The 20,557-nt window shown below is 64.8% G+C and carries 17 protein-coding genes; 13 read left to right on the plus strand and 4 right to left on the minus strand.

Going from position 1 to position 20,557, the window contains the following annotated elements; genetic code table 11:
• Nucleotides 1-394: 394 nt before the first annotated feature.
• On the minus strand, nucleotides 395-1,198 hold the full coding sequence (locus tag A8B82_RS10365) for a phosphate/phosphite/phosphonate ABC transporter substrate-binding protein (RefSeq protein WP_235604665.1): 804 nt from the start codon (nucleotides 1,196-1,198) through the stop codon (nucleotides 395-397).
• Nucleotides 1,199-1,299: 101 nt separating this feature from the next.
• Here A8B82_RS10365 and A8B82_RS10370 point away from each other — a divergent pair, with 101 nt between their 5' ends.
• The 6 genes from A8B82_RS10370 to A8B82_RS10395 all read left to right on the plus strand — a co-directional run bounded on the left by A8B82_RS10370 (nucleotide 1,300) and on the right by A8B82_RS10395 (nucleotide 8,488).
• Nucleotides 1,300-3,063, plus strand: coding sequence for a heparinase II/III family protein (locus tag A8B82_RS10370; RefSeq protein ID WP_067291725.1), 1,764 nt, complete (start codon nucleotides 1,300-1,302; stop codon nucleotides 3,061-3,063).
• A gap of 11 nt (nucleotides 3,064-3,074) precedes the next feature.
• The gene (gene purH / locus A8B82_RS10375) at nucleotides 3,075-4,661 is read left to right on the plus strand and encodes a bifunctional phosphoribosylaminoimidazolecarboxamide formyltransferase/IMP cyclohydrolase (protein ID WP_067291728.1); all 1,587 of its coding nucleotides are present in this window, start codon (nucleotides 3,075-3,077) and stop codon (nucleotides 4,659-4,661) included.
• A 13-nt stretch (nucleotides 4,662-4,674) separates the two neighbouring features.
• A complete protein-coding gene (gene lspA, locus A8B82_RS10380; RefSeq protein WP_067291731.1) occupies nucleotides 4,675-5,172 on the plus strand; it encodes a signal peptidase II in 498 nt (165 codons plus the stop codon).
• Between the two features lie 51 nt (nucleotides 5,173-5,223).
• Nucleotides 5,224-5,745, plus strand: coding sequence for a DUF3035 domain-containing protein (locus A8B82_RS10385; RefSeq protein WP_067291734.1), 522 nt, complete (start codon nucleotides 5,224-5,226; stop codon nucleotides 5,743-5,745).
• A gap of 89 nt (nucleotides 5,746-5,834) precedes the next feature.
• Entirely contained in the window at nucleotides 5,835-7,175 is a 1,341-nt protein-coding gene (locus A8B82_RS10390; protein WP_067291737.1) for a M16 family metallopeptidase, read from the plus strand.
• Nucleotides 7,172-8,488: a M16 family metallopeptidase gene (locus A8B82_RS10395; protein WP_067291741.1), complete on the plus strand. Its 1,317-nt coding sequence runs from the start codon at nucleotides 7,172-7,174 to the stop codon at nucleotides 8,486-8,488. Before A8B82_RS10390 ends, A8B82_RS10395 begins: the two co-directional genes overlap by 4 nt.
• Nucleotides 8,489-8,852: 364 nt before the next feature.
• Here A8B82_RS10395 and A8B82_RS10405 read toward each other — a convergent pair whose 3' ends face one another.
• Both A8B82_RS10405 and deoC read right to left on the minus strand, forming a co-directional pair.
• Entirely contained in the window at nucleotides 8,853-11,195 is a 2,343-nt protein-coding gene (locus A8B82_RS10405; protein WP_067291747.1) for an aldehyde dehydrogenase family protein, read from the minus strand.
• 61 nt (nucleotides 11,196-11,256) lie between these two features.
• Complete coding sequence (gene deoC, locus A8B82_RS10410) at nucleotides 11,257-12,270, minus strand: deoxyribose-phosphate aldolase (RefSeq protein ID WP_067291749.1); 1,014 nt, start codon at nucleotides 12,268-12,270, stop codon at nucleotides 11,257-11,259.
• Nucleotides 12,271-12,437: 167 nt separating this feature from the next.
• Between deoC and A8B82_RS10415 the strand changes: the two genes are divergently transcribed.
• From A8B82_RS10415 to A8B82_RS10445, 7 genes are all read left to right on the plus strand, one after another.
• A complete protein-coding gene (locus A8B82_RS10415) occupies nucleotides 12,438-13,919 on the plus strand; it encodes a DUF4153 domain-containing protein (protein ID WP_067291752.1) in 1,482 nt (493 codons plus the stop codon).
• Nucleotides 13,916-14,623 (plus strand): response regulator transcription factor, encoded by a 708-nt coding sequence (locus A8B82_RS10420; RefSeq protein WP_067291754.1) that lies wholly within the window; start codon nucleotides 13,916-13,918, stop codon nucleotides 14,621-14,623. The genes A8B82_RS10415 and A8B82_RS10420 overlap by 4 nt, the downstream gene beginning before the upstream one ends.
• Nucleotides 14,608-15,546, plus strand: a complete 939-nt coding sequence (locus A8B82_RS10425) for a sensor histidine kinase (RefSeq protein WP_067291756.1) — start codon at nucleotides 14,608-14,610, stop codon at nucleotides 15,544-15,546. Before A8B82_RS10420 ends, A8B82_RS10425 begins: the two co-directional genes overlap by 16 nt.
• Before the next feature lie 594 nt (nucleotides 15,547-16,140).
• Entirely contained in the window at nucleotides 16,141-17,109 is a 969-nt protein-coding gene (locus A8B82_RS10430; RefSeq protein ID WP_067291818.1) for a metal ABC transporter solute-binding protein, Zn/Mn family, read from the plus strand.
• 3 nt (nucleotides 17,110-17,112) lie between these two features.
• Entirely contained in the window at nucleotides 17,113-17,913 is an 801-nt protein-coding gene (locus A8B82_RS10435) for a metal ABC transporter ATP-binding protein (protein WP_067291758.1), read from the plus strand.
• Nucleotides 17,910-19,112, plus strand: a complete 1,203-nt coding sequence (locus tag A8B82_RS10440) for a metal ABC transporter permease (RefSeq protein WP_067291760.1) — start codon at nucleotides 17,910-17,912, stop codon at nucleotides 19,110-19,112. Before A8B82_RS10435 ends, A8B82_RS10440 begins: the two co-directional genes overlap by 4 nt.
• Complete coding sequence (locus A8B82_RS10445; protein WP_067291762.1) at nucleotides 19,109-20,038, plus strand: metal ABC transporter permease; 930 nt, start codon at nucleotides 19,109-19,111, stop codon at nucleotides 20,036-20,038. The genes A8B82_RS10440 and A8B82_RS10445 overlap by 4 nt, the downstream gene beginning before the upstream one ends.
• On the opposite strand, the gene uraH is transcribed toward A8B82_RS10445, so the two are convergent.
• Nucleotides 20,018-20,377 (minus strand): hydroxyisourate hydrolase, encoded by a 360-nt coding sequence (uraH, locus tag A8B82_RS10450; protein ID WP_067291765.1) that lies wholly within the window; start codon nucleotides 20,375-20,377, stop codon nucleotides 20,018-20,020. The genes A8B82_RS10445 and uraH overlap by 21 nt on opposite strands.
• Nucleotides 20,378-20,557 lie beyond the last annotated feature (180 nt).

Raw genomic sequence — 20,557 nt, forward strand, 5'->3', positions numbered from 1 at the left:
GATCAAGTCGGCACGCCTCGTCGAAAAATTGAACGGCCAATTCCCTGCCGCGCGACGCGCTCGTGGGACATTGGCGATGTGTTCTGCCTTAGGGGAGAGCGGTTCGCGTTGGACCTGAATCACCTAAAGCTGCCTGAAATCATATATTTCAAAGCTCTAGGTGATAATTGGTGTCTCAAGGCAAAGGCGAAATGCTGTAATGGCCGGCCGCTGTAAGGGTTCGTTTCTTTGAACCAGCACCCGGGGTGGCATGAAAGCGCGACAGCTCCAGTCCTTGGCCAAAGATGACATGTCAAAAATGACATGTCTTCATCTGCGTATCATCATCCGTGCAAAGCCACGGGCAGCGCGTGACCGGGAAACACAGATCCCGGCGGTGGTAACGCAGGGCGCGTCAAATGTCCGCAGAGGGCGGGTTGGGAACATCCAGGTAGTCGCTGGCAGAGATCGCAACCATCCCTTGCAGCCCAAGCGCCGCGCGGTCCGGTGCCGACAGCGCCGCCATCGCCTCGGCCACCGCCTCGAATACGGCAGCGCCGTCCATCCCGCGCGCGGTGATATAGGGCAGGCCGGGCGTCGGTTCTGTCCACTCCAGCACCCGCAATTGATCCGCGCAGGGCTCAAATTGCCGGATCAGCCGCCAGGTCACGGCATCAAGCGCGGCGATATCTGCGCGGCCTTCGGCCACGGCCCTGGCGGAATGCACATGCCCATGGCTCTGGCTGCGATCCCCGAACCAGAACCCCGCCGCGCGGGCAGCGGCATGTATCGCTGCAAAGCCGGATTGCGACAGGGTCTCGTTGTAGGTGAACCTTGCGGCTGCAAAATCGGCCAGCGTGGCGCGGTCGTCCTCCGCCCGCACCACAATGGCGCTGCGGTAATATCCCGGCGGGCAGCCCTCGACGCCGAAATCCGGCGTGCCGACCAGGGTCACCTTGTCATGCAGCCGCGTTCGAAAGGGCATGCCGCAGGTCTGGCTCAGCACCAGCGCGGGGTCGGTCCAGACCGCAAATGACTCGGTTGTGTTGGACAGGGTGACCGGTGACGCGATCCCACGCGCGGCCAGGGCCTTGCGGATCAGCGCCCAGTACCGCCCCAGCGCGGCATCGGTTTCGGGTCTGGCATACATCATCAGGCTGGCGATCATGGCCGCAGGATAGAGCCGTCGCTGCCCCGGCAACAGCCCAATTCTGACCATTCACGCCGATCCCGCGACCCCCTGGCAAAAAGCGGTGACACCCGCCGGGTCAGCCGCTATGCTGACCGCAAACGCCAGCAGAGCGTCAAGGGCAGCAAAACATGTTCAACATCCCCGGCCTGACCGCACAGAAGGCGCGGTTTCTCAACCGGTGGCACGCCCGTGCCGCAACCCGCACGCCTGCGCAGGTCAAGGGTTTCGTCTCGTCGCCCGAACCGCGCACCATCGGCTCTTACGCCCGGGGCCGGCAGTTGATCGGCGGCAACTATCTTTTTGCGGGCACATTGATCAATGCGCCGGACCTTACCCTTTGGCAACTTGACGTGCCGAATGCGGCCTATGCCGCTGAACTGCACGGCTTTGCCTGGCTCGACGATCTGGCGGCTGTGGGCGACGGCACCGCGCGGCAGGCCGCACAACGCTGGCTGTGGGAGTGGATCGCGCTTTATGGCAAGGGGCGCGGCCCCGGCTGGACACCGGACCTGACCGGCAGGCGGCTGATCCGCTGGATCAACCACGCGCTGTTCTGCCTGCGCGGGCAAGAATCCGATCAAAGCAAGGCGTTCTACCGGTCGCTTGAACAACAGACACAATTCCTGTCCCGCCGCTGGCACGGGGCCGCCCCCGGCCTGCCAAGGTTCGAGGCGCTGACCGGCCTGATCTACGCAGGCCTTGCCCTTGAAGGTCAGGAATCGCTGGCCGACCCCGCCATCAAGGCGCTGGCGCGCGAATGCCGCACCCAGATCGACGCCGAAGGCGGCCTGCCCACCCGCAACCCCGAAGAACTGCTTGCCGTCTTCACCCTGCTGACTTGGGCCGCCGCAGCACTCAGCGATGCCGGGCGCGGCACCCCAAAGGATCATCTGGCGGCAATTTCCAGAATCGCCCCCACCCTGCGGTCCCTGCGCCACGCTGACGGTGGTCTGGCGCGGTTCCACGGTGGCGGGCGCGGGGCAGAGGGCTGGCTCGACCACGCCCTTGCCGCGGCCAAGGTGCGAATGTCCGCGTCAGATGGGTTGTCGATGGGCTATGCCCGCCTATCGGGCGGGCGCACCTCTGTGGTGGTCGATGCCGCTGTGCCGCCCAGCGGTGCGGCCTCCGGCAATGCCCATGCCTCGACCCTCGCGTTCGAACTGACCTCGGGCCGCCGCCCGCTGGTGGTCAATTGCGGATCGGGTGCGTCCTTTGGGCTGGAATGGCGCCGCGCCGGGCGGGCGACCCCGTCGCATTCCGCACTCTGCCTTGGCGGGTACTCCAGCGCCCGGCTGTCCGAGCCTGACCGCCACACCGGGCGCGAGGCCCTGATCGACGGGCCGACCCATGTGCCTGTGGAAATGAGCTCTGCGGGCGACGGCATCCGCTTTCAGGGCGGCCACAACGGCTATGTGCGCTCGCACGGTCTGACCCATGCCCGCACCCTGGAACTGACGCTGGATGGCCGGGGCCTTGCAGGCGAAGACATGCTGCTGGCACTGGAGGACATCGAGAAACGGCGCTTTGACAAGGCGCTGGATACTGCCGGGCTCAAGGGGTTGCGCTTTGACATCCGGTTTCATCTGCATCCGGATGTGGACGCAACGCTCGACCTTGGCGGCGCGGCGGTCTCGATGGCGCTGAAAAGCGGTGAAATCTGGGTGTTCCGCCATGACGGCACTCATAATCTCTCGCTGGAACCGGGTGCCTATCTTGAGACCACACGTCTCAAACCCCGCGCCGCACAACAGATCGTGCTGTCCGGCATGGCCTTTACATATGCCACAAGGGTCAGGTGGTCCTTGTCCAAGGCGCAGGAAACTGCGATTGGCGTCCGTGATCTTTCAATGGATGACCCATTGGCTGACAACACCGAACCGGACGAACAATAGGACCCTGCCAGATGCCTGATCTCTACCCCGTGAAACGCGCCCTTCTTTCCGTATCCGACAAGACCGGCCTGGTCGACCTTGGCCAGGCACTGGCCGCGCAGGGGGTTGAACTGTTGTCCACCGGCGGCACCGCGAAGGCCCTGCGCGACGCGGGCCTCACCGTCAAGGACGTGGCAGAGGTGACAGGCTTTCCCGAAATGATGGATGGCCGCGTCAAGACGCTGCACCCGGTTGTGCACGGCGGCCTGCTGGCCCTGCGCGACAATGACGATCACGTCGCGGCGATGAACGAACACAACATCGGCGGCATCGACCTGGTGGTGGTCAACCTCTACCCGTTCGAGGCGACAGTCGCGAAAGGTGCCGAATACGCCGAAGTGATCGAGAACATCGACATCGGCGGCCCCGCCATGATCCGCTCGGCGGCCAAGAACCACGGCTTCGTCAATGTCGTCGTGGATACCGAGGATTACGCCGCCGTCATCGCAGAGCTTGAGGCCAATGACGGCCAGACCACCTATGCCCTGCGGCAACGTCTGGCCCAGACCGCCTATGCCCGCACAGCGGCCTATGACACCGCAGTCAGCACATGGATGGCCGCACAGGTGCCGGGCACCCCGCGCCGCCGGACATTCGGCGGCACGCTGGCACAGACCCTGCGCTATGGCGAAAATCCGCATCAGAACGCGGCCTTCTACACCGACGGTTCCGACCGTCCGGGCGTGGCGACGGCACAGCAGCATCAGGGCAAGGAACTGAGCTACAACAACATCAACGACACCGACGCAGCCTTTGAACTGGTCAGCGAATTCGACCCGGCCCAGGGCCCCGCCTGCGCCATCATCAAACATGCCAATCCCTGCGGCGTGGCGACGGGCAAGACCATGGTCGATGCCTATACCCGCGCCTTCGACTGCGACCGCACCTCTGCCTTTGGCGGCATCATCGCGCTGAACCAGATGCTGGACGGCGAAACCGCCGAAGCCATCAGCGGGATATTCACCGAAGTGGTGATCGCCCCCGGTGCTGACGCCGATGCCAAGCGTATTTTTGGCAAAAAGAAAAACCTGCGCCTGCTCACCACTGCCGGTCTTGCCCTGCGCGACGCGGCGGCGCTGGCGGTGCGGCAGGTCTCGGGTGGCTATCTGGTGCAGGACAAGGACGTGGGCCGCATCACCCGCGACGATCTGAAGGTCATGACCAAACGCCAACCCTCCGAACAGGAGTTGAACGACCTGCTGTTCGCCTGGACCGTGGCCAAACACGTCAAATCCAATGCCATCATCTACGTCAAGGACGGCGCGACCGTGGGCGTCGGCGCGGGCCAGATGAGCCGCGTGGACAGCACCCGCATCGCCGCGCGCAAGGCGCAGGACATGGCAGAGGCGATGGGCCTCTCCGCCCCGCTGACCCAAGGGTCAGTCGTGGCCTCGGACGCGTTCTTTCCCTTCGCGGACGGGCTGATCACGGCGGCGGAAGCCGGGGCAACCGCCCTGATCCAGCCCGGCGGGTCGATGCGCGACGACGAAGTGATCGCGGCGGCAGACGCGGCGGGGCTGGCCATGGTCTTTACCGGCATGCGCCATTTCAGGCACTGAGGCGGGCAAACCAATGCGCAGTTTCATTCTCTTCAGTGTGCTGGCTTTTCTGATCGACCAGATCAGCAAATACCTGGTCATTCATACCATGGAACTGGCACGCATCCGGTCGATTGACGTGCTGCCGCCCTTGCTGAACTTCCGCTATGGCGAAAACCGGGGCATCAATTTCGGGCTGTTCGGCGGCGGGTCAGAGGCCAGCCGCTGGATTCTGATCGCACTGGCACTGCTGATCTGTGCGGCGGTGACAATCTGGCTGATGCGCTCGGCCCAGCCCCGGCTGGCGCAGATCAGCGGCGGTCTGCTGGTCGGCGGCGCCCTGGCGAATGTGCTGGACCGGCTGGTCTATGGCTATGTGCTGGATTTCCTCAACATGTCCTGCTGCGGCATCGAAAACCCCTTTGTTTTCAACGTCGCGGACATTTTCATTTTCGGTGGTGCCCTGGGCCTGATCCTGTTCAGCCGGGACGGTAAATCCGCCCCGCGCCGCCCGCGCAAAAAACCTAAGTGACATTGCCTGCCTGCCTGCGATATTGAAGGGCAGACCCAAAGGAGACGCACCATGCGCCGTATCGCTCTGATGATCCTGATCCCGCTGGCACTCTCGGCCTGTGCCAACAAGGGATTGCGTGACCTTCGGACAGAATCCAAGGGTCCGGACGAATTCATGCTGTCCCCCTCTGCGCCGTTGCAGGAACCCGCCAATTACAGCGACCTGCCGCCGCCGACACCGGGGCAGGCGAACCTCACGGACCGGTCCGCCACCAGCGAGGGCGTGGCGGCGTTTGGCGGCAACCCGCAGGCGCTGTCAGGCGGCGTGGACGGGCGCGATGGCGCTTTGGTCAACCACGCCAGCCGCCTGGGCGTGACACCGGGCATCCGGGGCATTCTGGCTGAGACAGATGCCCAGTTCCGCAAGCGCAAGGCACGGTTCACCCAGATCAGGATCGTGCCGGTGGACCGGTACGAACAAGCCTACAAACGGCAGGCGCTGGATGCCGCGACCGAGGCGGCGCGTTGGCGCCGGGCCGGGGCGCGCACGCCCTCCGCACCCCCCGTCAACCGGCGTTTCAACCCCAGCTAAGCGCCGCCCAAAACTCATTTATCCGTGAGTTGCCTTGAATACGGTGCGCCCGCGCGTACCTCACTCATGTTGTTTTCAAAGGAGCGATCATGAAACGGTTGCAACTTCTTGGCGCTGTTGCAGCGCTTCTTCTGCCGGGCCTGGCGCAGGCCAGGGACAACGAGGCGGTGACCACCTTTACACTGGATAACGGCATGGACGTGGTGGTGGTCGAAGACCACCGCGCACCGGTTGTGCAGCAGATGGTCTGGTATCGGGCCGGATCGGCGGATGAACCCAAAGGGTCGTCAGGCGTGGCGCATTTTCTGGAACACCTGTTGTTCAAGGCGACGGACAAGCTTGAATCAGGTGAATTCTCGGCCACGGTTGCGGCAAACGGCGGGCGTGACAACGCCTTTACCAGCTACGATTACACCGCCTATCACCAGCGTGTCGCGGCGGACCGTCTGGAACTGATGATGGAAATGGAAAGCGACCGGATGCGCAACATCCGCCTGACGCCTGAAAACATCGCGACGGAACGGGACGTGATCATCGAGGAACGCAACCAGCGCACGGAAAACAATCCCGGCGCGCTGATGGGCGAGCAGATGAACGCGGCGCAATACCTCAACCACCGCTACGGCACCCCGATCATCGGCTGGATGCACGAGATGGAGGAACTGGACCTGGAGGATGCGCTGTCCTTCTACCAGATCTACTATTCGCCGAACAATGCCATCCTGGTGGTCTCGGGCGATGTGCAGCCCGACGAGGTGCGCGCATTGGCCGAGAAATATTATGGCGTGATTCCGGCCAACCCGGACCTGCCCGAGCGGCTGCGGACCCAGGAACCGCCCCAGACGGCAGAGCGGCGGCTGACCTTCCGCGACGCACGGGTGGCGCAACCCTATGTCAGCCGATCCTACCTTGCACCCGAACGGGACCCCGGCGCACAGGAACAGGCCGCCGCCCTGACGATGCTGGCCGAGATTCTGGGCGGCGGGACCACATCCTTCCTTGCCGAGAAACTGCAATTCGACCAGCAGATCGTGACCTATTCCGGTGCCTTCTACCGGGGCACCTCGCTGGACGACACGACGTTTGACCTTGCGGTTGTGCCCGCCGCCGGTGTCAGCCTGCAAGAAGCCGAAGACGCGATGGATGCCGCCCTGGCCCAATTCATGGAGACCGGCGTGGACGCAGAGCAGCTGGAGCGGATCAAACTGCAAATCCGTGCCAACCAGATCTATGCCCGTGACGACGCCGATTCCGTCGCCAACCGCTACGGCCAGGCGCTGGCCATCGGGCTGAGCGTGGAAGACGTGCAGAACTGGCCCGATGTGCTGGAGGCGGTCACCGCCGATGACATCATGGCCGCCGCGCGCAGTGTTTTTGATAAAAGGCAGTCGGTCACCGGATGGCTGATGAAACCGGAGGTCACCCAATGAAACTGATTTATGGTCTGATCCTCGCGGTCGTCATGGCACTGCCCGCGCGGGCAGAAGTGAACATCCAGTCGGTCGAAAGCCCCGGCGGCCTGACCGCCTGGCTGGTCGAGGACCATTCGATCCCCTTCGTGGCGCTGGAACTGCGCTTTCGCGGCGGCGCATCGCTGGACCGGCCGGGCAAGCGGGGGGCCATCAACCTGATGACCGCGCTGCTCGAAGAGGGCGCCGGCGACATGGACGCGCGCGCCTTCTCCAAGGCGTCCGAAGCATTGGCCACCTCCTTTGGCTTTGACGCATCCCGCGATGATGTATCGGTGTCGGCCCGTTTCCTGACCGAAAACCGCGCGCCCTCCGTCGACCTGCTGCGCGCCGCGCTTCAGGACCCGCTGTTCGACGACGCGTCGATTGAACGGGTCCGGGGGCAGGTGCTGTCTATCATCCAGTCGGATGCAAAGGACCCCGATGACATCGCGTCAGAGACCTTTGACAGGATCGCGTTCGGCGATCATCCCTATGCCTCCTCGCTCAACGGGACGCTGGACAGCGTGGCGGCCCTGACCCGCGACGATCTGGTTGCCGCACACAAGGATGTCATGGCGCGGGACCGGGTCTATATCGGCGCGGTCGGTGACATCACACCCGAAGAACTGGGCGCGCTGGTCGATGACCTGCTGGGCGATCTGCCCGAGACCGGGGCCCCGATGCCGCCACGGGCAGATGTGACCATTCCCGGCGACGTGACCGTGGTGGAGTTTCCGACCCCGCAATCCGTGGCCCTTTTCGGACAAAAAGGCATCGCGCAGGACGATCCGGACTTCTTTGCCGCACTGATCCTCAACCATGTGCTGGGCGGCGGGTCTTTTGAAAGCCGCCTGATGAACGAGGTGCGCGAAAAGCGCGGCCTGACCTATGGGGTCTATTCCTATCTCGTGGCCCGCGACCTGGCCGAGGTTTACATGGGCTCTGTCAGTTCCGCCAACAACCGCATCGCCGAGGCGATAGAGGTGATCCGCGCCGAATGGGCCAAGGCGGCAGAAAACGGCATCACCGAGAAAGAACTGCAGGATGCCAAAACCTATATCACCGGGGCCTATCCGCTGCGCTTTGACGGCAATGCGCCGATTGCGAATATCCTGGTGGGGATGCAATTGCTGGGCCTGCCCATCGACTATATCGCCACCCGCAACGACAAGGTCGAGGCGGTGACGCTGGCCGATGTGAAACGCGTGGCAGGCGCGTTGCTGGACCCGGAAGGTTTGCAATTCGTGGTGGTCGGCCAGCCCGAAGGGCTGCAATCCACCACCAGCAACTGAGCGGACAGCGCAGCCAAACTTTTTGAAAAGTTTGGCCCGGAGTTTTTGAAAACTCCGGTGCGGGGCTGCGGTGCTACGTGCCGTCGCCTATCTTGGCGGGCCTGAAATCGCTGGGCCTGAAAGCCTTGCAACCCACCACCAGCAACCGCGCCGCCCGCGTGCGCAAACTTTTTGAAAAGTTTGGCCCGGAGTTTTTGAAAACTCCGTTTCGGGCTGCGGTGCTACGCGCTGTCGCCTATCTTGGCGGGCATGAAAACGCTGGGCCTGAAAGCCTTGCAACCCACCACCAGCAACCGCGCCGCCCGCGTGCGCAAACTTTTTGAAAAGTTTGGTCCGGAGTTTTTGAAAACTCCGGCACCGTGCCTCACTCGCCGTAGGGAATCCAGATGTTCTTGACCTCGGTCGCGGCCTGAAGAAACGCTTTGCCTTCGCCGTCGCCCCCCATCCAGTCGCGGGCAAAGCCGTTGTTCACCCATGTCCGCTTGATGTTCGACGCGGCCCCTTTCTCCACGACCTTGCTGAATTCTCCCGCCCCGAAGGACCAGACCGCATCCACATCCATATGCCGCGCCATCGTGTCGGCGACATCCGCATGTGGCCCGGTCAGGATGTTCACCACACCCGCAGGCACATCGGAGGTTTCCAGCACCTGCACGAAATCCGTGGCCGACAGCGGATAGGGTTCCGACGCGGCAAGGATCACGCGGTTGCCCATCGCCATCGCCGGCCCCATGACCGAGATCAGACCCAGCAGCGGTGCCTCTGCTGGGCAAAGCGCCGCGATCACACCCACCGGTTCCTTCATCGCCATCGCCACGCCCCGGATCGGCACACCATGCACCTGGCCATCATATTTGTCGGCCCAGGCGGCATAGGTGAACAGCCGCCTGATGCTTGCCTCCACCTCTTTCGCGCCGGACTTGCCGCCCTGCATCGCATCCAGACGGGCCGCGAATTCATCCGCCCGCGCGGCCAGGTTCTCTGCCATGTAATAGATGATCTGCGCCCGCAGGTGGCCGGTGGTCTTGCCCCAGCCCTTTGCGGCCTGCGCCGCCTCCACCGCGTTGCGCACATCCTTGCGGTTGGCAAGGCTCGCATGCCCCAGCAGCGCACCGTTCCTGCCCCAGACCGGGGCCGAATAGCCCCCATCGGGCCGCGCCTGCTTGCCCCCGATATAAAGCTTCGCCGTCCGGTCGATCGGGTCCTGCGGCGCGCCTTCGCCGCTGTGGGGCTCGATCTCTTTCAGCGGCTTGGGCGCTGATCTGGGCCGTGTATAGGCCGCCAGCCCTTCCCAGCCCCCCTCGCGGCCAAAGCCGCTTTCGCGCACCCCGCCGAAACCGGCGGCGGCATCCATCAGGTTGGTGCCATTGATCCAGACGATCCCCGCCGCAAGCTGCGGGGCCACGTCCAGCGCGAGGTTGATGTTCTCCGACCACAGCGTCGCTGCCAGCCCGTAGCGCGTGTTGTTTGCAAGCTGCACCGCCTCCGCAGGCGTGCGGAAGGTGGTCGAGACCAGCACAGGGCCAAAGATTTCCTCCTGCATCAGCACATCCGCCGGGTTCAGCCCGGTGATCAGCGTCGGCGGGTAATAGCAGCCGTTTTCCGGCAGCGCGGCATCCGCGACAAAGCGTTCGCCCGCGGTATTCGCCGCCACCATCTCGGTCACCGATTTCAACTGCACCGGATCAACCAGCGTGCCCACGTCGATGCTCTTGTCCAGCGGGTCACCGACCCGCAGCTTGGCCATGCGCGCCCGCAGCTTGGCATAAAATGCCTCCGCCACCGGTTCATGCACCAGCAGGCGCGAGCCCGCACAGCAGACCTGCCCCTGGTTGAACCAGATCGCATCCACCAGCCCCTCGACCGCCGAATCCAGATCGGCGTCATCAAAGACGATGTAGGGCGACTTGCCGCCCAGCTCCAGCGTCAGCGCCTTGCCACTGCCTGCTGTCGCCTCGCGGATGCGCCGACCCACGGGCGTCGAGCCGGTAAAGGCGATCTTGTCCACGTCAGCATTCACGATCATCTCGCCCACGGCGCCATCGCCGGTGACGATGTTCACCACGCCGCGTGGCAGCCCCGCCTGACGGCAGATATCCGCGAACAGCAATGCGGTCAGCGAGGTATATTCCGCAGGCTTCAGCACCACGGTATTGCCCATCGCCAATGCGGGCGCGACCTTCCAGGCCAGCATCAGCAGCGGAAAGTTCCAGGGGATGATCTGGCCGCAGACACCCAGCGCCTGCGCGTCGGGCAATTCGCTTTCCATCAGCTGCGCCATGCCCGCATGGTAATAGAAATGCCGCTGCGCCAGCGGCACGTCGATATCGCGCGCTTCGCGGATCGGCTTGCCGTTGTCCAGCACCTCCAGCACCGCGAACAGGCGGCTGTGCTTCTGCATCAGCCGCGCCAGCGCATAAAGATACCGCGCCCGACCATGCCCGCCCAGCTTTTCCCACTTCGGCTGCGCCCTGCGCGCGGCCTTCACCGCTGTCTCCACATCCGCCTGCGTCGCCTGCGTGAGCGTTGCCAGCACTTCGCCCGTGGCCGGGTTGGTGCTGTCGAACCCCTTGCCGGGGTCGGTAAAGGCACCGTCGATGAAATGGCCGAACCGGCTGCCTTGGTCGACCAGCCACGCGAGCGCATCGGCCGCGGATTCAGGGGCCGGTCCGTAGTCCATGGTTTCGAAGATTTCAGAGACGGTCATATGCGCCCCTTTCCCGTTAATATTTTGTAAACGATTTCAACAAGGTAACCCATGGGTTACCCTAGCTTGTCGCGTGGCGATAGCCCGCCGAATAATTGCCGGTGACGTGATGGTCCAACTGCCGCTCGATGTCATTGAGCAGCGATGACGCGCCAAAGCGGAACAGATCGGGCTGCAACCAGCGGTCGCCCAATTCTTCCTTCATCAGCGCCAGATAGGTGATCGCATCCTTGGCCTTGGAGATCCCGCCCGCCGGTTTGTAGCCGATGCGGACGCCGGTGCGCTCGAAATAATCGCGGATCGCACGGATCATCACCAGGCTGACCGGCAGGGTGGCGTTGACGCCTTCCTTGCCGGTCGAGGTCTTGATGAAATCGGCCCCCGCCATCATGCAGACCAGGCTGGCCCGCGCGACGTTGCGCAGGGTGCCCAGTTCGCCGGTGGCCAGGATCGCCTTGACATGGGCATCGCCGCAGGCCTCCCGCATCGCGCGCATCTCGTCATAGAGCGCCTGCCAGTCGCCCGACAGCACATGGCGGCGCGAAATCACGATGTCGATCTCGCTGGCCCCTGCCGCGACGCTCATCTCGATCTCCTTCAGGCGCAGCTCGAAGGGCGATAGCCCGGCAGGAAACCCGGTGGAAACAGCGGCGACCGGAATGCCGGTGCCTGCCAGCGCCGCGACGGCGGGCGCGATCATCTCGTGATAGACGCAGACCGCCCCGGTGGTGATCGGCCCCATGCCCAGCGCCTTCAGCAGGGCAGGGGCCACAGGCTGGCGCGCCTTGGCGCAAAGCCGCTCAACCCGGCGCGCGGTGTCGTCGCCCGACAGGGTGGTAAGGTCGATACAGGTGATGGCACGCAGCAGCCAGGCCGCCTGATGCGCCTTTTTCAGTGACCGGCGCGCAGGCAGGCTGGCGGCCCGGCGTTCGATCGCAGAGGTGTTCGCGCGCGCAGACAGCACCCAGTTCAGGTCCAGCGGCATCCCCGGATTGCGCGGCAGGGTAACCTGCGGCAGATGCGTCTGGCCGGTGCTCACGAGGGGGGTCTGGGACGGGGCTAGCGGCTGTGCCATCGGGGCTCTCCGGTTCGGGTCAGATCGTGAAGGTGCCACGCCTGCGCCCCCTTTGGCAAGCGCTGCTGCCGCCACGTCCTCTGCGGGAAAACTGCACGAACCGACCCTTTCATCTGCACATCACACAGGCATCAAAGCCCGGAATAAACAGAACGAGGGCAAGAGACATGAAGACCTTTTTGATCCGGGGCGTGCCGATGGCAATGCAGCAGGATGGTTGGTGGCTGAACGCACCACCGGCAGAACCGGCGCAGGGGCAGGGCCGGACAGCGCAGGGAACGCTCTGGCGCGCAGGGTTTCTGGTGATACTGCTGGCGCTGGGCGATCTACTGGTCTGGCAGGCCACGCCGGGGCTGTCGCTGGCGGTTTTCGCCATGGCAATGGTTGTCGCGGCAGTGACAGCAGCGGGCGGGATGACGGCACGGCGGGGCATGGTGGTGGGGGCGGGCAGCCTGCTGGCCTTCCTGCCGCTGGCCGAACTGGTGCAGCCCTTGTCCTTTGCCATCGCGGTTGCGGGTGGATCGGCGGTCTTTGCGGCCATCGCGGGGCTGAGGCCGGAGCAGATCCTGCGGGCGATGCTGCGGCTCTGGCCCTTGGGGATGCAGCAGACGGTGCAGGACGGGGCAGAGGCGCTGGGCCGACCTGACTCCGTGCAGGTTTCAAACTGGGTGCAGCGCGCCTTGATGCGCTGGCTGGTGCCGGTCGCGCTGGGTCTTGTCTTTGTCGGCCTGCTGCTGATGGCAAACCCGGTTGCCGACCGCTGGCTGGCAGAGGTCACGTCGCGGGACCTGACCCTGCCCGCCGCCGACCGGATCGGTTTCTGGCTCTGCCTGTTGCCGCTGGTCTGGACCGGGCTGCGCCTGCCCGCGATGCGCGAAAGGCTGGGTGCGGCCCCGGCAGCCGCCCGCATGGGGCCGGGGCGTGAAGGGCTGATCAACCCCGGCTCGACCGTGCGCGCGCTGATCCTGTTCAATGCGGTCTTTGCGGTGCAGACGGTTCTGGATGTGGTTTATCTCTATGGCGGTGTCGGCCTGCCGGAGGGGATTTCCCATGCCGAATATGCGCACCGGGGGGCCTATCCGCTGGTGGTGACCGGGCTGCTCGCCGGGGGCTTTGCTCTGATGACGCGGCGCTGGGTTCTGGGCGACCGGGCATTGCGCGTGCTTTTGCTGCTCTGGGTGGCACAAAATGTGGCGCTCGTGGTGTCGTCGCTGGTGCGGCTGGACCTTTATGTCAGCGTCTACGGGTTGACCCACCTGCGGCTGGCGGCCGGTATCTGGATGGGGCTGACCGCTGCCGGGCTGGCGCTGATCTTCTGGCAGGTCTGCGCGGGGCGGAACAACCGCTGGCTGGTGCTGCGCGGCGGCGGGCTGTCGGTGGCGGTGCTTTATGCCTGCGCCTTTGTCAGCTTTGACGCCATGATCGCGCGCTATAACCTGAGCCATCCGGTGCGCCAGGACCCCAGCTATCTGTGCGCGCTGGGCGATGCCGCGCGTCCGGTGATTGCCGGTTTCGAGATCACGCAGCGGCGCAGCATCTGCCCCGGCACCCACCGCATCGCGAGCCCGCGTGACTGGCGCGAATGGGGCTTTCGCAACGCGCGCGCCCGCAATAGCCTTGCCACCATCCTAGCAAAGGCCCCGCGATGACTGCGCCCCAAATCCTGCCCCATATCCTGATCGTCGACGACGACCCCCAGATCCGCACCGTGCTGCGCATGGCGCTGGACAAGGCCGGGATGACCAGTGACGCGGCGGGCGACGGCGACGAAGGGCTGAGCAAGGCAAGGTCCGGGCGCTATGACCTGATCATTCTCGACATCGGATTGCCGCAGATGGACGGTCTGGCCCTGTGCCGGACCCTGCGCCAGACCGACCAGACCCCGGTGCTGTTCCTGACCGCGCGGGATGATGAGATCGACCGGGTGCTGGGGTTCGAGCTGGGCGGGGACGATTACGTCAGCAAGCCGTTTTCCCCCCGCGAGTTGACCGCGCGGATCACGGCGATTCTCAAACGCAGCGGCGGCAGGCCAGTGGAAAAGGACCAGAGCCTCACGCGGGGTGTGTTGACACTTGATAGGGGGCGTCACACCTGCGCGGTTGCGGGGCAGGTCGTGTCCCTGACCGCGCGGGAGATGGGGATACTGAGCCATCTGATGGTCCGCCCCGATCAGGTCCTGCCGCGCCCGGCGCTGACCGATGCGGTCTATGGCGCGCATGTCCATGTGTCGGACCGCACGCTGGACAGCCACCTGCGCAACCTGCGCGCCAAACTGGCCGATGCAGGCTGCGCGGATGCCATCGAGACGGTGCATGGCGTCGGGATCAGGTTGGGCCCATGTCAAGGCAGGTAAGGCGCAAATGGCGGCCACCCCTTGCGCTGATCGTGATCGGGGCGATGGCGGGGATTGTCGCGGTGCCGGTCCTGGGCCTGACCTATTTCAGGGTTGCAGGGAACGTGCTGGGCTGGGCGGAAACCGCCTGGCTGATCCTTTGGGTGGCATTGGCGTCGGCGGGGATACTGGGGTTCCTGCTGTGGCGGCTGGTGTTGCGCCCGGTGACGGCGCTGACTGCCCATGCCCGCGACATGAAGGCGGGCCGCGCCGGAACGCCGCCCGCGCATTTCGGCACGCCGGAATTTTCGGAACTGGGGCAAAGCGTGATCGACATGGGGGCCACCCTGCACAACCGCGCGGCGACGATGCGCGCCTATGCGGATCACGTCACCCATGAGATGAAATCGCCGCTGACCGCCATCACCGGCGCCGCCGAATTGCTGGAGGATGCCACCGGGGAGGAGCGCAGGGCGCTGATCGCCACAATTGCGGGGTCTGCCGCCCGGATGGATCACCTGCTGCGTGACCTGCGCCGCCATGCGGCGGCGGGACTGGCGCGCGAGGGCGGCGAGGTGCTGCTGTCGGTGGCCGCAACACAGGTGAGCGGGGTCGCGGTTGTTCTGCGCCGCGACGGCAAGGTGCCGATGCCGCCGGACGATCTGGGGGCGGTGCTGGAACAATTGACGCAGAACGCGGTCAGCCATGGGGCGGATCGGGTCAGCCTGGACTGGGAGGCCGGGAAACTGTCGATCGCGGACAATGGTTCTGGCGTGGCACCGGGCGACCGGGACCGGATGTTCGATCCCTTCTTTACCACCACCCGCGCGCAGGGCGGGACCGGCATGGGCCTTGCCATCGTGCGGGCGCTGATCGGGGCGCATGGCGGCACCATCGCCCATGTGCCGACGCAAAAAGGGGCAGTTTTCGAGATATCCTTCTGAGGGGAGGCTTGCGTTGGCGGAAAGACATGAGACTGGCTGAGTGTCAGATGTCAGGCAAAACCGACTTTGTGTCACATTGCTGACTCAGCTCTCCGGAACGGCGTGCAAGGCGGGCGTTCGGAAAGAGCGCAATGTGACGTGAGGTGCAAGTCGGGGGTCGCCCGACCGGGAGGGCGTTCCAAACCTATGTGTGGCGGGAAGCGTCTCAACCCGCTGTCCGGGTCATGTGATGGCCGTGGTCGCAAAATCGCCCTCCGGGGGGAGGTCGGGCGATGCCCGGCTTGCGCCGGGCGGGGCGTTTGAGGGGGTAGGCAATGCTATGACAGGACAGCAGGCGCGAACCCTTCCCCCCGCGCGGAGTCGAGGCCGCAGGCCGCCGCGCATCGCCGCACCATAGCCCTGCGATGGCCCGGCGCCTTCGGCTTGTTCCGGGCTTTGCCGGGCACGGTCGGTTGACGAGATTCAGAAAATCCGTGGGCACGAGCCGCTTTCGCAGGACATTCGGTAAACAGAGTCCGCTTAAGATTGCGAATAATTCGCAACTGTATTGACTTAGTTGCGAATCGCTCTCATATAGAAATCATGAAAAACATGATGAACAGTTTCGCCCTGACCCGCCGCGCCACCCTGATGGGGGGGCTTGCCCTGATGGCCACTGCACCCGCCCTGCGCGCGGCAGGCGTGCTGGACGTTGTTGCCACAACAGGCATGATCGCCGATGGCGTGCGCCGTGTCGGGGGGGATGCGGTGACCGTCCGGGCCCTGATGGGGCCGGGCGTCGACCCGCATGGATACCGTCAGACCCGCAGTGACATTGTTGCGATGACCCGCGCCGACCTGACCCTGTGGCACGGTCTGTTCCTTGAGGCGCAGATGGAACGGTTCTTTGAAGAACTGGGCGGCAAGCGCCGCGTCGTTGCGGTGGCCGAGGCGCTGGACAAGGGCCGGTTGCTGGAACATGCGGACTACGCAGGGCGCTATGACCCGCACGTCTGGATGGCACCTGATATCTGGACCGACGTGGTGACGGAGATTGCCCGCGCCCTGACCGAGGCGCGCCCCGACATGGCGGAAGAGTTCGCCGCGAACGCCGCCGGCTACCGCGAGGAGCTTGCGGCACTGTCGACCTATGCTGGTGAGGCGGTGGCCATGGTGCCGAAAGAGACCCGCGTGCTGGTCACGGCGCATGATGCCTTCAGCTATTTCGGGCGGGCCTATGATTTCGAGGTGATCGGGATTCAGGGTATCTCTACCAACTCGGAGGCGGGGCTGAACCGGATATCAGAGCTTGTCGATGTGCTGGTCGAGCGAAAGATCGGCGCTGTCTTTGTCGAGACTTCCGTGTCCGACCGCAACATGCGTGCGCTGATCGAAGGTGCTGCGGCACGGGGCCACGAGGTTGTCATCGGCGGATCGCTTTATTCCGACGCGATGGGGCAGGAAGGCACCTATGAGGGCACCTATATCGGCATGATCGACCATAACGTGACCACCATCGCCCGTGCATTGGGTGCCGATCTGTCACCCGGTGGCATGACCGGCAGACTGAGCAGCGGTAGCTGAGCCATGAGTGTCACCCTGGCAAGTGAACGTCACCCGGAAACAGGGCAGACCAGCCGCGAGGACAGCCCGCTGGCCGTGCGGGGCATGACCGTGTCCTATGGCCAGAAGCCTGCGGTCTTCTCCGTCGACATGACGGTGGAGCCGGGCAAGATGACGGCCATCATCGGCCCCAACGGCGCGGGGAAGTCCACGCTGCTCAAGGCCGCGCTGGGCATTCACAAGCCTCTGGCGGGCACCACCACGGTGTTCGGCAAGCCCGTGGGGCAACAGCGGCACCGGATCGCCTATGTGCCGCAGCGGGCCAGCGTGGACTGGGATTTTCCGACCCGCGTGATCGACGTGGTGCTGATGGGGCTGTATCCGCAGCTGGGTCTGCTGGGACGGGTCCGGCCCGCGCATCGGGCGCGGGCAGAGGATTGCCTGACCCGTGTCGGCATGGAGGATTTCGCCGGTCGGCAGATCGGGCAATTGTCCGGCGGTCAGCAGCAGCGTGTGTTTCTGGCGCGCGCCCTGGCGCAGGATGCGGACCTTTACCTGCTGGATGAACCCTTTGCCGGGGTCGATGCGGCCACCGAAAAGGCGATCATCGGCGTGCTGAAATCCTTGCGGGATGCGGGCAAGACGGTTGTGGCGGTGCATCATGATCTGTCGACCGTCACGGATTATTTCGACAACGTCTTTCTGATCAACACCCGCCGCATTGCGGAAGGGCCAGTGAAGACCACCTTTGTCACCGCGAACCTTCAGGATGCCTATGGCGGGCGGCTGGCGGGCGCGCAGATGGAAGCGCTGGCGTTGTCATGATCGGGGACGCGCTACTGCTGCAACTGGGCTATAACGCGACCCTTGTGACAATTGGCGCGACCCTGTTGGGGATGGCGGCGGGGGTTGGCGGGACATTTCTGTTTCTGCGCAAGCGCGCGCTGGTCAGCGATGCGATCAGCCACGCGACGCTGCCGGGGGTTGCGCTGGCCTTCATGGTGATGGTGACGCTGGGCGGAACGGGCCGGAACCTTGTCGGGTTGCTGTCGGGTGCGGCGCTGTCGGCGGCGGTGGGGCTGTTGCTGGTGTCATGGCTGGGCACGCGGACCCGCCTGGCGGAGGATGCGGCGATCGGGTCGGTCCTGTCGGTTTTCTTTGGTTTCGGGATCGTGCTGCTGACGGTGATCCAGACGATGTCGGCGGGTCAGCAGGCAGGGCTTGAAGGGTTCCTTCTGGGTTCGACCGCCGGGATGTTGCGCAGCGATGCGATGGTGATCGCGGTGTCGGCCGCTTTGACGCTGGCACTGGTGCTGCTGATGCGGCGGCCGCTGACGCTGGCCTCTTTCGATCCCGAATATGCGGTATCCATCGGCCAGAACGTGCGCCGCACGGACCTTGCCATGATGGGGCTGGTCCTTGCGGTGACGGTTGTCGGGCTGAAGATTGTCGGGTTGATCCTGATCGTGGCATTGCTGATCATTCCGCCGGTGACTGCACGTTTCTGGACCGAGCGGACGGACAGGGTTGTGATGATTTCGGGCGCTGTCGGGGGGCTGTCGGCCTATGTCGGCGCGGCGCTGTCGGCGGCGATCCCGGCTGTGCCGACCGGGCCGATCATCGTGCTGGTGGGCTTTGTGCTGTTTGCGCTGTCGCTGCTGGTGGCACCGGGGCGCGGGGTGGTGTCGGCGCTGGCCCGGCACCGGCGGCATCAGCGGCGGGTCCACCTGCGGCAGGGGCTGCTGGCGATGGCGCAGGGGCAACCGATCTATGAAAACATGACACTGCGACTGTTGCACCGGCAGGGCTGGGCGCGGCCCGATGGCGTGCCCACCGAATTGGGCCGGGGGCGCGCATCACGGGCGCTGCGCGACGAGAGCCGCTGGCAGGTGATCCGCAGCGATCCCGCCTTCGAGGCGGCCACCGCGCAGGATGACGGGCTGACCGATATTGAAACCGTGCTGACCGCCGACCAGCTGGCCGAGGTGGACGCGCGCATTCCCCGTGCGGAGGCTCTGGCATGAACGGCGCTGAATTTGTCCCGCTCAGCCTGGTGCCGCTGTTGACCGGCATCTGCGTGGCCGTCGCCTGCGCGCTGCCCGGCAACTTTCTGGTGCTGCGGCGGCAGGCCTTGATCGGGGACGCGATCAGCCATGTGGTGCTGCCGGGTATCGTCGTTGCCTTTTTGATCGGCGGTACGATCAGCACGCTGCCGATGTTGCTGGGCGCTGCCGGAGCGGCGGTCATCGCCGTTGGCGCAATCGAGGCGGTGCGACGTCTGGGGCGGATCGAGACTGGTGCCGCGATGGGCGTGGTCTTTACCACAATGTTCGCGGGCGGGGTGCTGTTGCTGGAGCAATCGGACACCTCTTCGGTGCATCTGGACGTGGAACATGCGCTTTATGGCAATCTGGAAAGCCTGATCTGGCTGGATGCGACCGGCTGGTCCTCGCTGCTGGACCCGCAGGCGCTGGCCAGTCTGCCAGTGGAACTGCCGCGCATGGCGGCGACCTTGCTGGTGGTTACGGGGTTCATCGTGCTGTTCTGGCGACCGCTCAAGATCAGTACCTTTGACGAGGGGTTTGCCCGCACCATCGGATTGCGGACCAGCCCGCTGGGGCTGGCGCTGGTGATCATGGCGGCGATTGCCGCTGTGGCGGCCTTTGACGCGGTGGGCAGTATCATCGTGATTGCCATGTTCATCTGCCCGCCTGCGGCGGCGCGGCTGATGACCAACCGGCTGGAGCATCAGCTGGCCTGGTCGGTGGGGTTCGCCACGCTTGCCGCTGTGCTGGGCTATGTGCTGGCGGGCTATGGGCCGCTGTGGATCGGAATGCAGGACAGCGTGTCGGCTGCAGGCATGATCGCGACGGTATCGGGCCTGATCCTGGGCGTGACAGCGCTGGTCGGTCCGCACCGGTTGCGCGGGTCAGCTGCCCCGGTAGGTTGAATATCCGAAAGGCGAGAGCAGCAGCGGCACGTGGTAATGCGCCGTCGGGTCGGAAATGCCGAACCGGATCGGGATGTCATCCAGAAAGCGCGGGCTTTCGGGCGGTGTCCCGATGCGGTCCAGATAGGCCCCGGCGGCAAAGACCAGTTCGTAGATGCCGGGGGCAAAGCCGTTTGATGGCAGAATGGGCGTATCGGTGCGCCCGTCCGCATTGGTCTGCATCCCGGCCAGTTTGATCCGCAGATCGCCGTCGAGGCGGTAGAGCGTGACATCCATGGCGCGGGCGGGTGCGCCCAGAGCCGTGTCCAGGACATGCGTGGTCAGATATCCATCGGGCATCGGGGGCTCCTTGGCTGGAATGGGGGTTCCACAGCAGGATAGGGCCGGGAAACGGCGCGTCAATGCGGGGTTGAACGGGCCGTCGCGGTTGGAAAGTACAGCGAATCCGGGGTGATTCGCACTTTCTGACCGGAGTGATTCGTTTTTCTTTGACCTGCGAATCATCCTTTGCCTATATAG

The organism is Sulfitobacter sp. EhC04 (assembly GCF_001650875.1).
GTDB lineage: Bacteria > Pseudomonadota > Alphaproteobacteria > Rhodobacterales > Rhodobacteraceae > Sulfitobacter.

Excerpts from the sequence above, each read along its gene's own strand:
- A8B82_RS10390 (WP_067291737.1), top strand. The coding sequence starts at position 5,835 with ATGAAACGGTTGCAACTTCTTGGCGCTGTTGCAGCGCTTCTTCTGCCG.
- A8B82_RS10430 (WP_067291818.1), top strand. The coding sequence starts at position 16,141 with ATGAACAGTTTCGCCCTGACCCGCCGCGCCACCCTGATGGGGGGGCTT.
- uraH (WP_067291765.1), bottom strand. The coding sequence starts at position 20,377 with ATGCCCGATGGATATCTGACCACGCATGTCCTGGACACGGCTCTGGGC.
- A8B82_RS10415 (WP_067291752.1), top strand. The coding sequence starts at position 12,438 with ATGAAGACCTTTTTGATCCGGGGCGTGCCGATGGCAATGCAGCAGGAT.
- A8B82_RS10420 (WP_067291754.1), top strand. The coding sequence starts at position 13,916 with ATGACTGCGCCCCAAATCCTGCCCCATATCCTGATCGTCGACGACGAC.
- A8B82_RS10445 (WP_067291762.1), top strand. The coding sequence starts at position 19,109 with ATGAACGGCGCTGAATTTGTCCCGCTCAGCCTGGTGCCGCTGTTGACC.
- A8B82_RS10435 (WP_067291758.1), top strand. The coding sequence starts at position 17,113 with ATGAGTGTCACCCTGGCAAGTGAACGTCACCCGGAAACAGGGCAGACC.
- A8B82_RS10370 (WP_067291725.1), top strand. The coding sequence starts at position 1,300 with ATGTTCAACATCCCCGGCCTGACCGCACAGAAGGCGCGGTTTCTCAAC.
- A8B82_RS10440 (WP_067291760.1), top strand. The coding sequence starts at position 17,910 with ATGATCGGGGACGCGCTACTGCTGCAACTGGGCTATAACGCGACCCTT.
- A8B82_RS10385 (WP_067291734.1), top strand. The coding sequence starts at position 5,224 with ATGCGCCGTATCGCTCTGATGATCCTGATCCCGCTGGCACTCTCGGCC.
- A8B82_RS10405 (WP_067291747.1), bottom strand. The coding sequence starts at position 11,195 with ATGACCGTCTCTGAAATCTTCGAAACCATGGACTACGGACCGGCCCCT.
- A8B82_RS10395 (WP_067291741.1), top strand. The coding sequence starts at position 7,172 with ATGAAACTGATTTATGGTCTGATCCTCGCGGTCGTCATGGCACTGCCC.
- lspA (WP_067291731.1), top strand. The coding sequence starts at position 4,675 with ATGCGCAGTTTCATTCTCTTCAGTGTGCTGGCTTTTCTGATCGACCAG.
- A8B82_RS10425 (WP_067291756.1), top strand. The coding sequence starts at position 14,608 with ATGTCAAGGCAGGTAAGGCGCAAATGGCGGCCACCCCTTGCGCTGATC.
- A8B82_RS10365 (WP_235604665.1), bottom strand. The coding sequence starts at position 1,198 with ATGGTCAGAATTGGGCTGTTGCCGGGGCAGCGACGGCTCTATCCTGCG.
- deoC (WP_067291749.1), bottom strand. The coding sequence starts at position 12,270 with ATGGCACAGCCGCTAGCCCCGTCCCAGACCCCCCTCGTGAGCACCGGC.
- purH (WP_067291728.1), top strand. The coding sequence starts at position 3,075 with ATGCCTGATCTCTACCCCGTGAAACGCGCCCTTCTTTCCGTATCCGAC.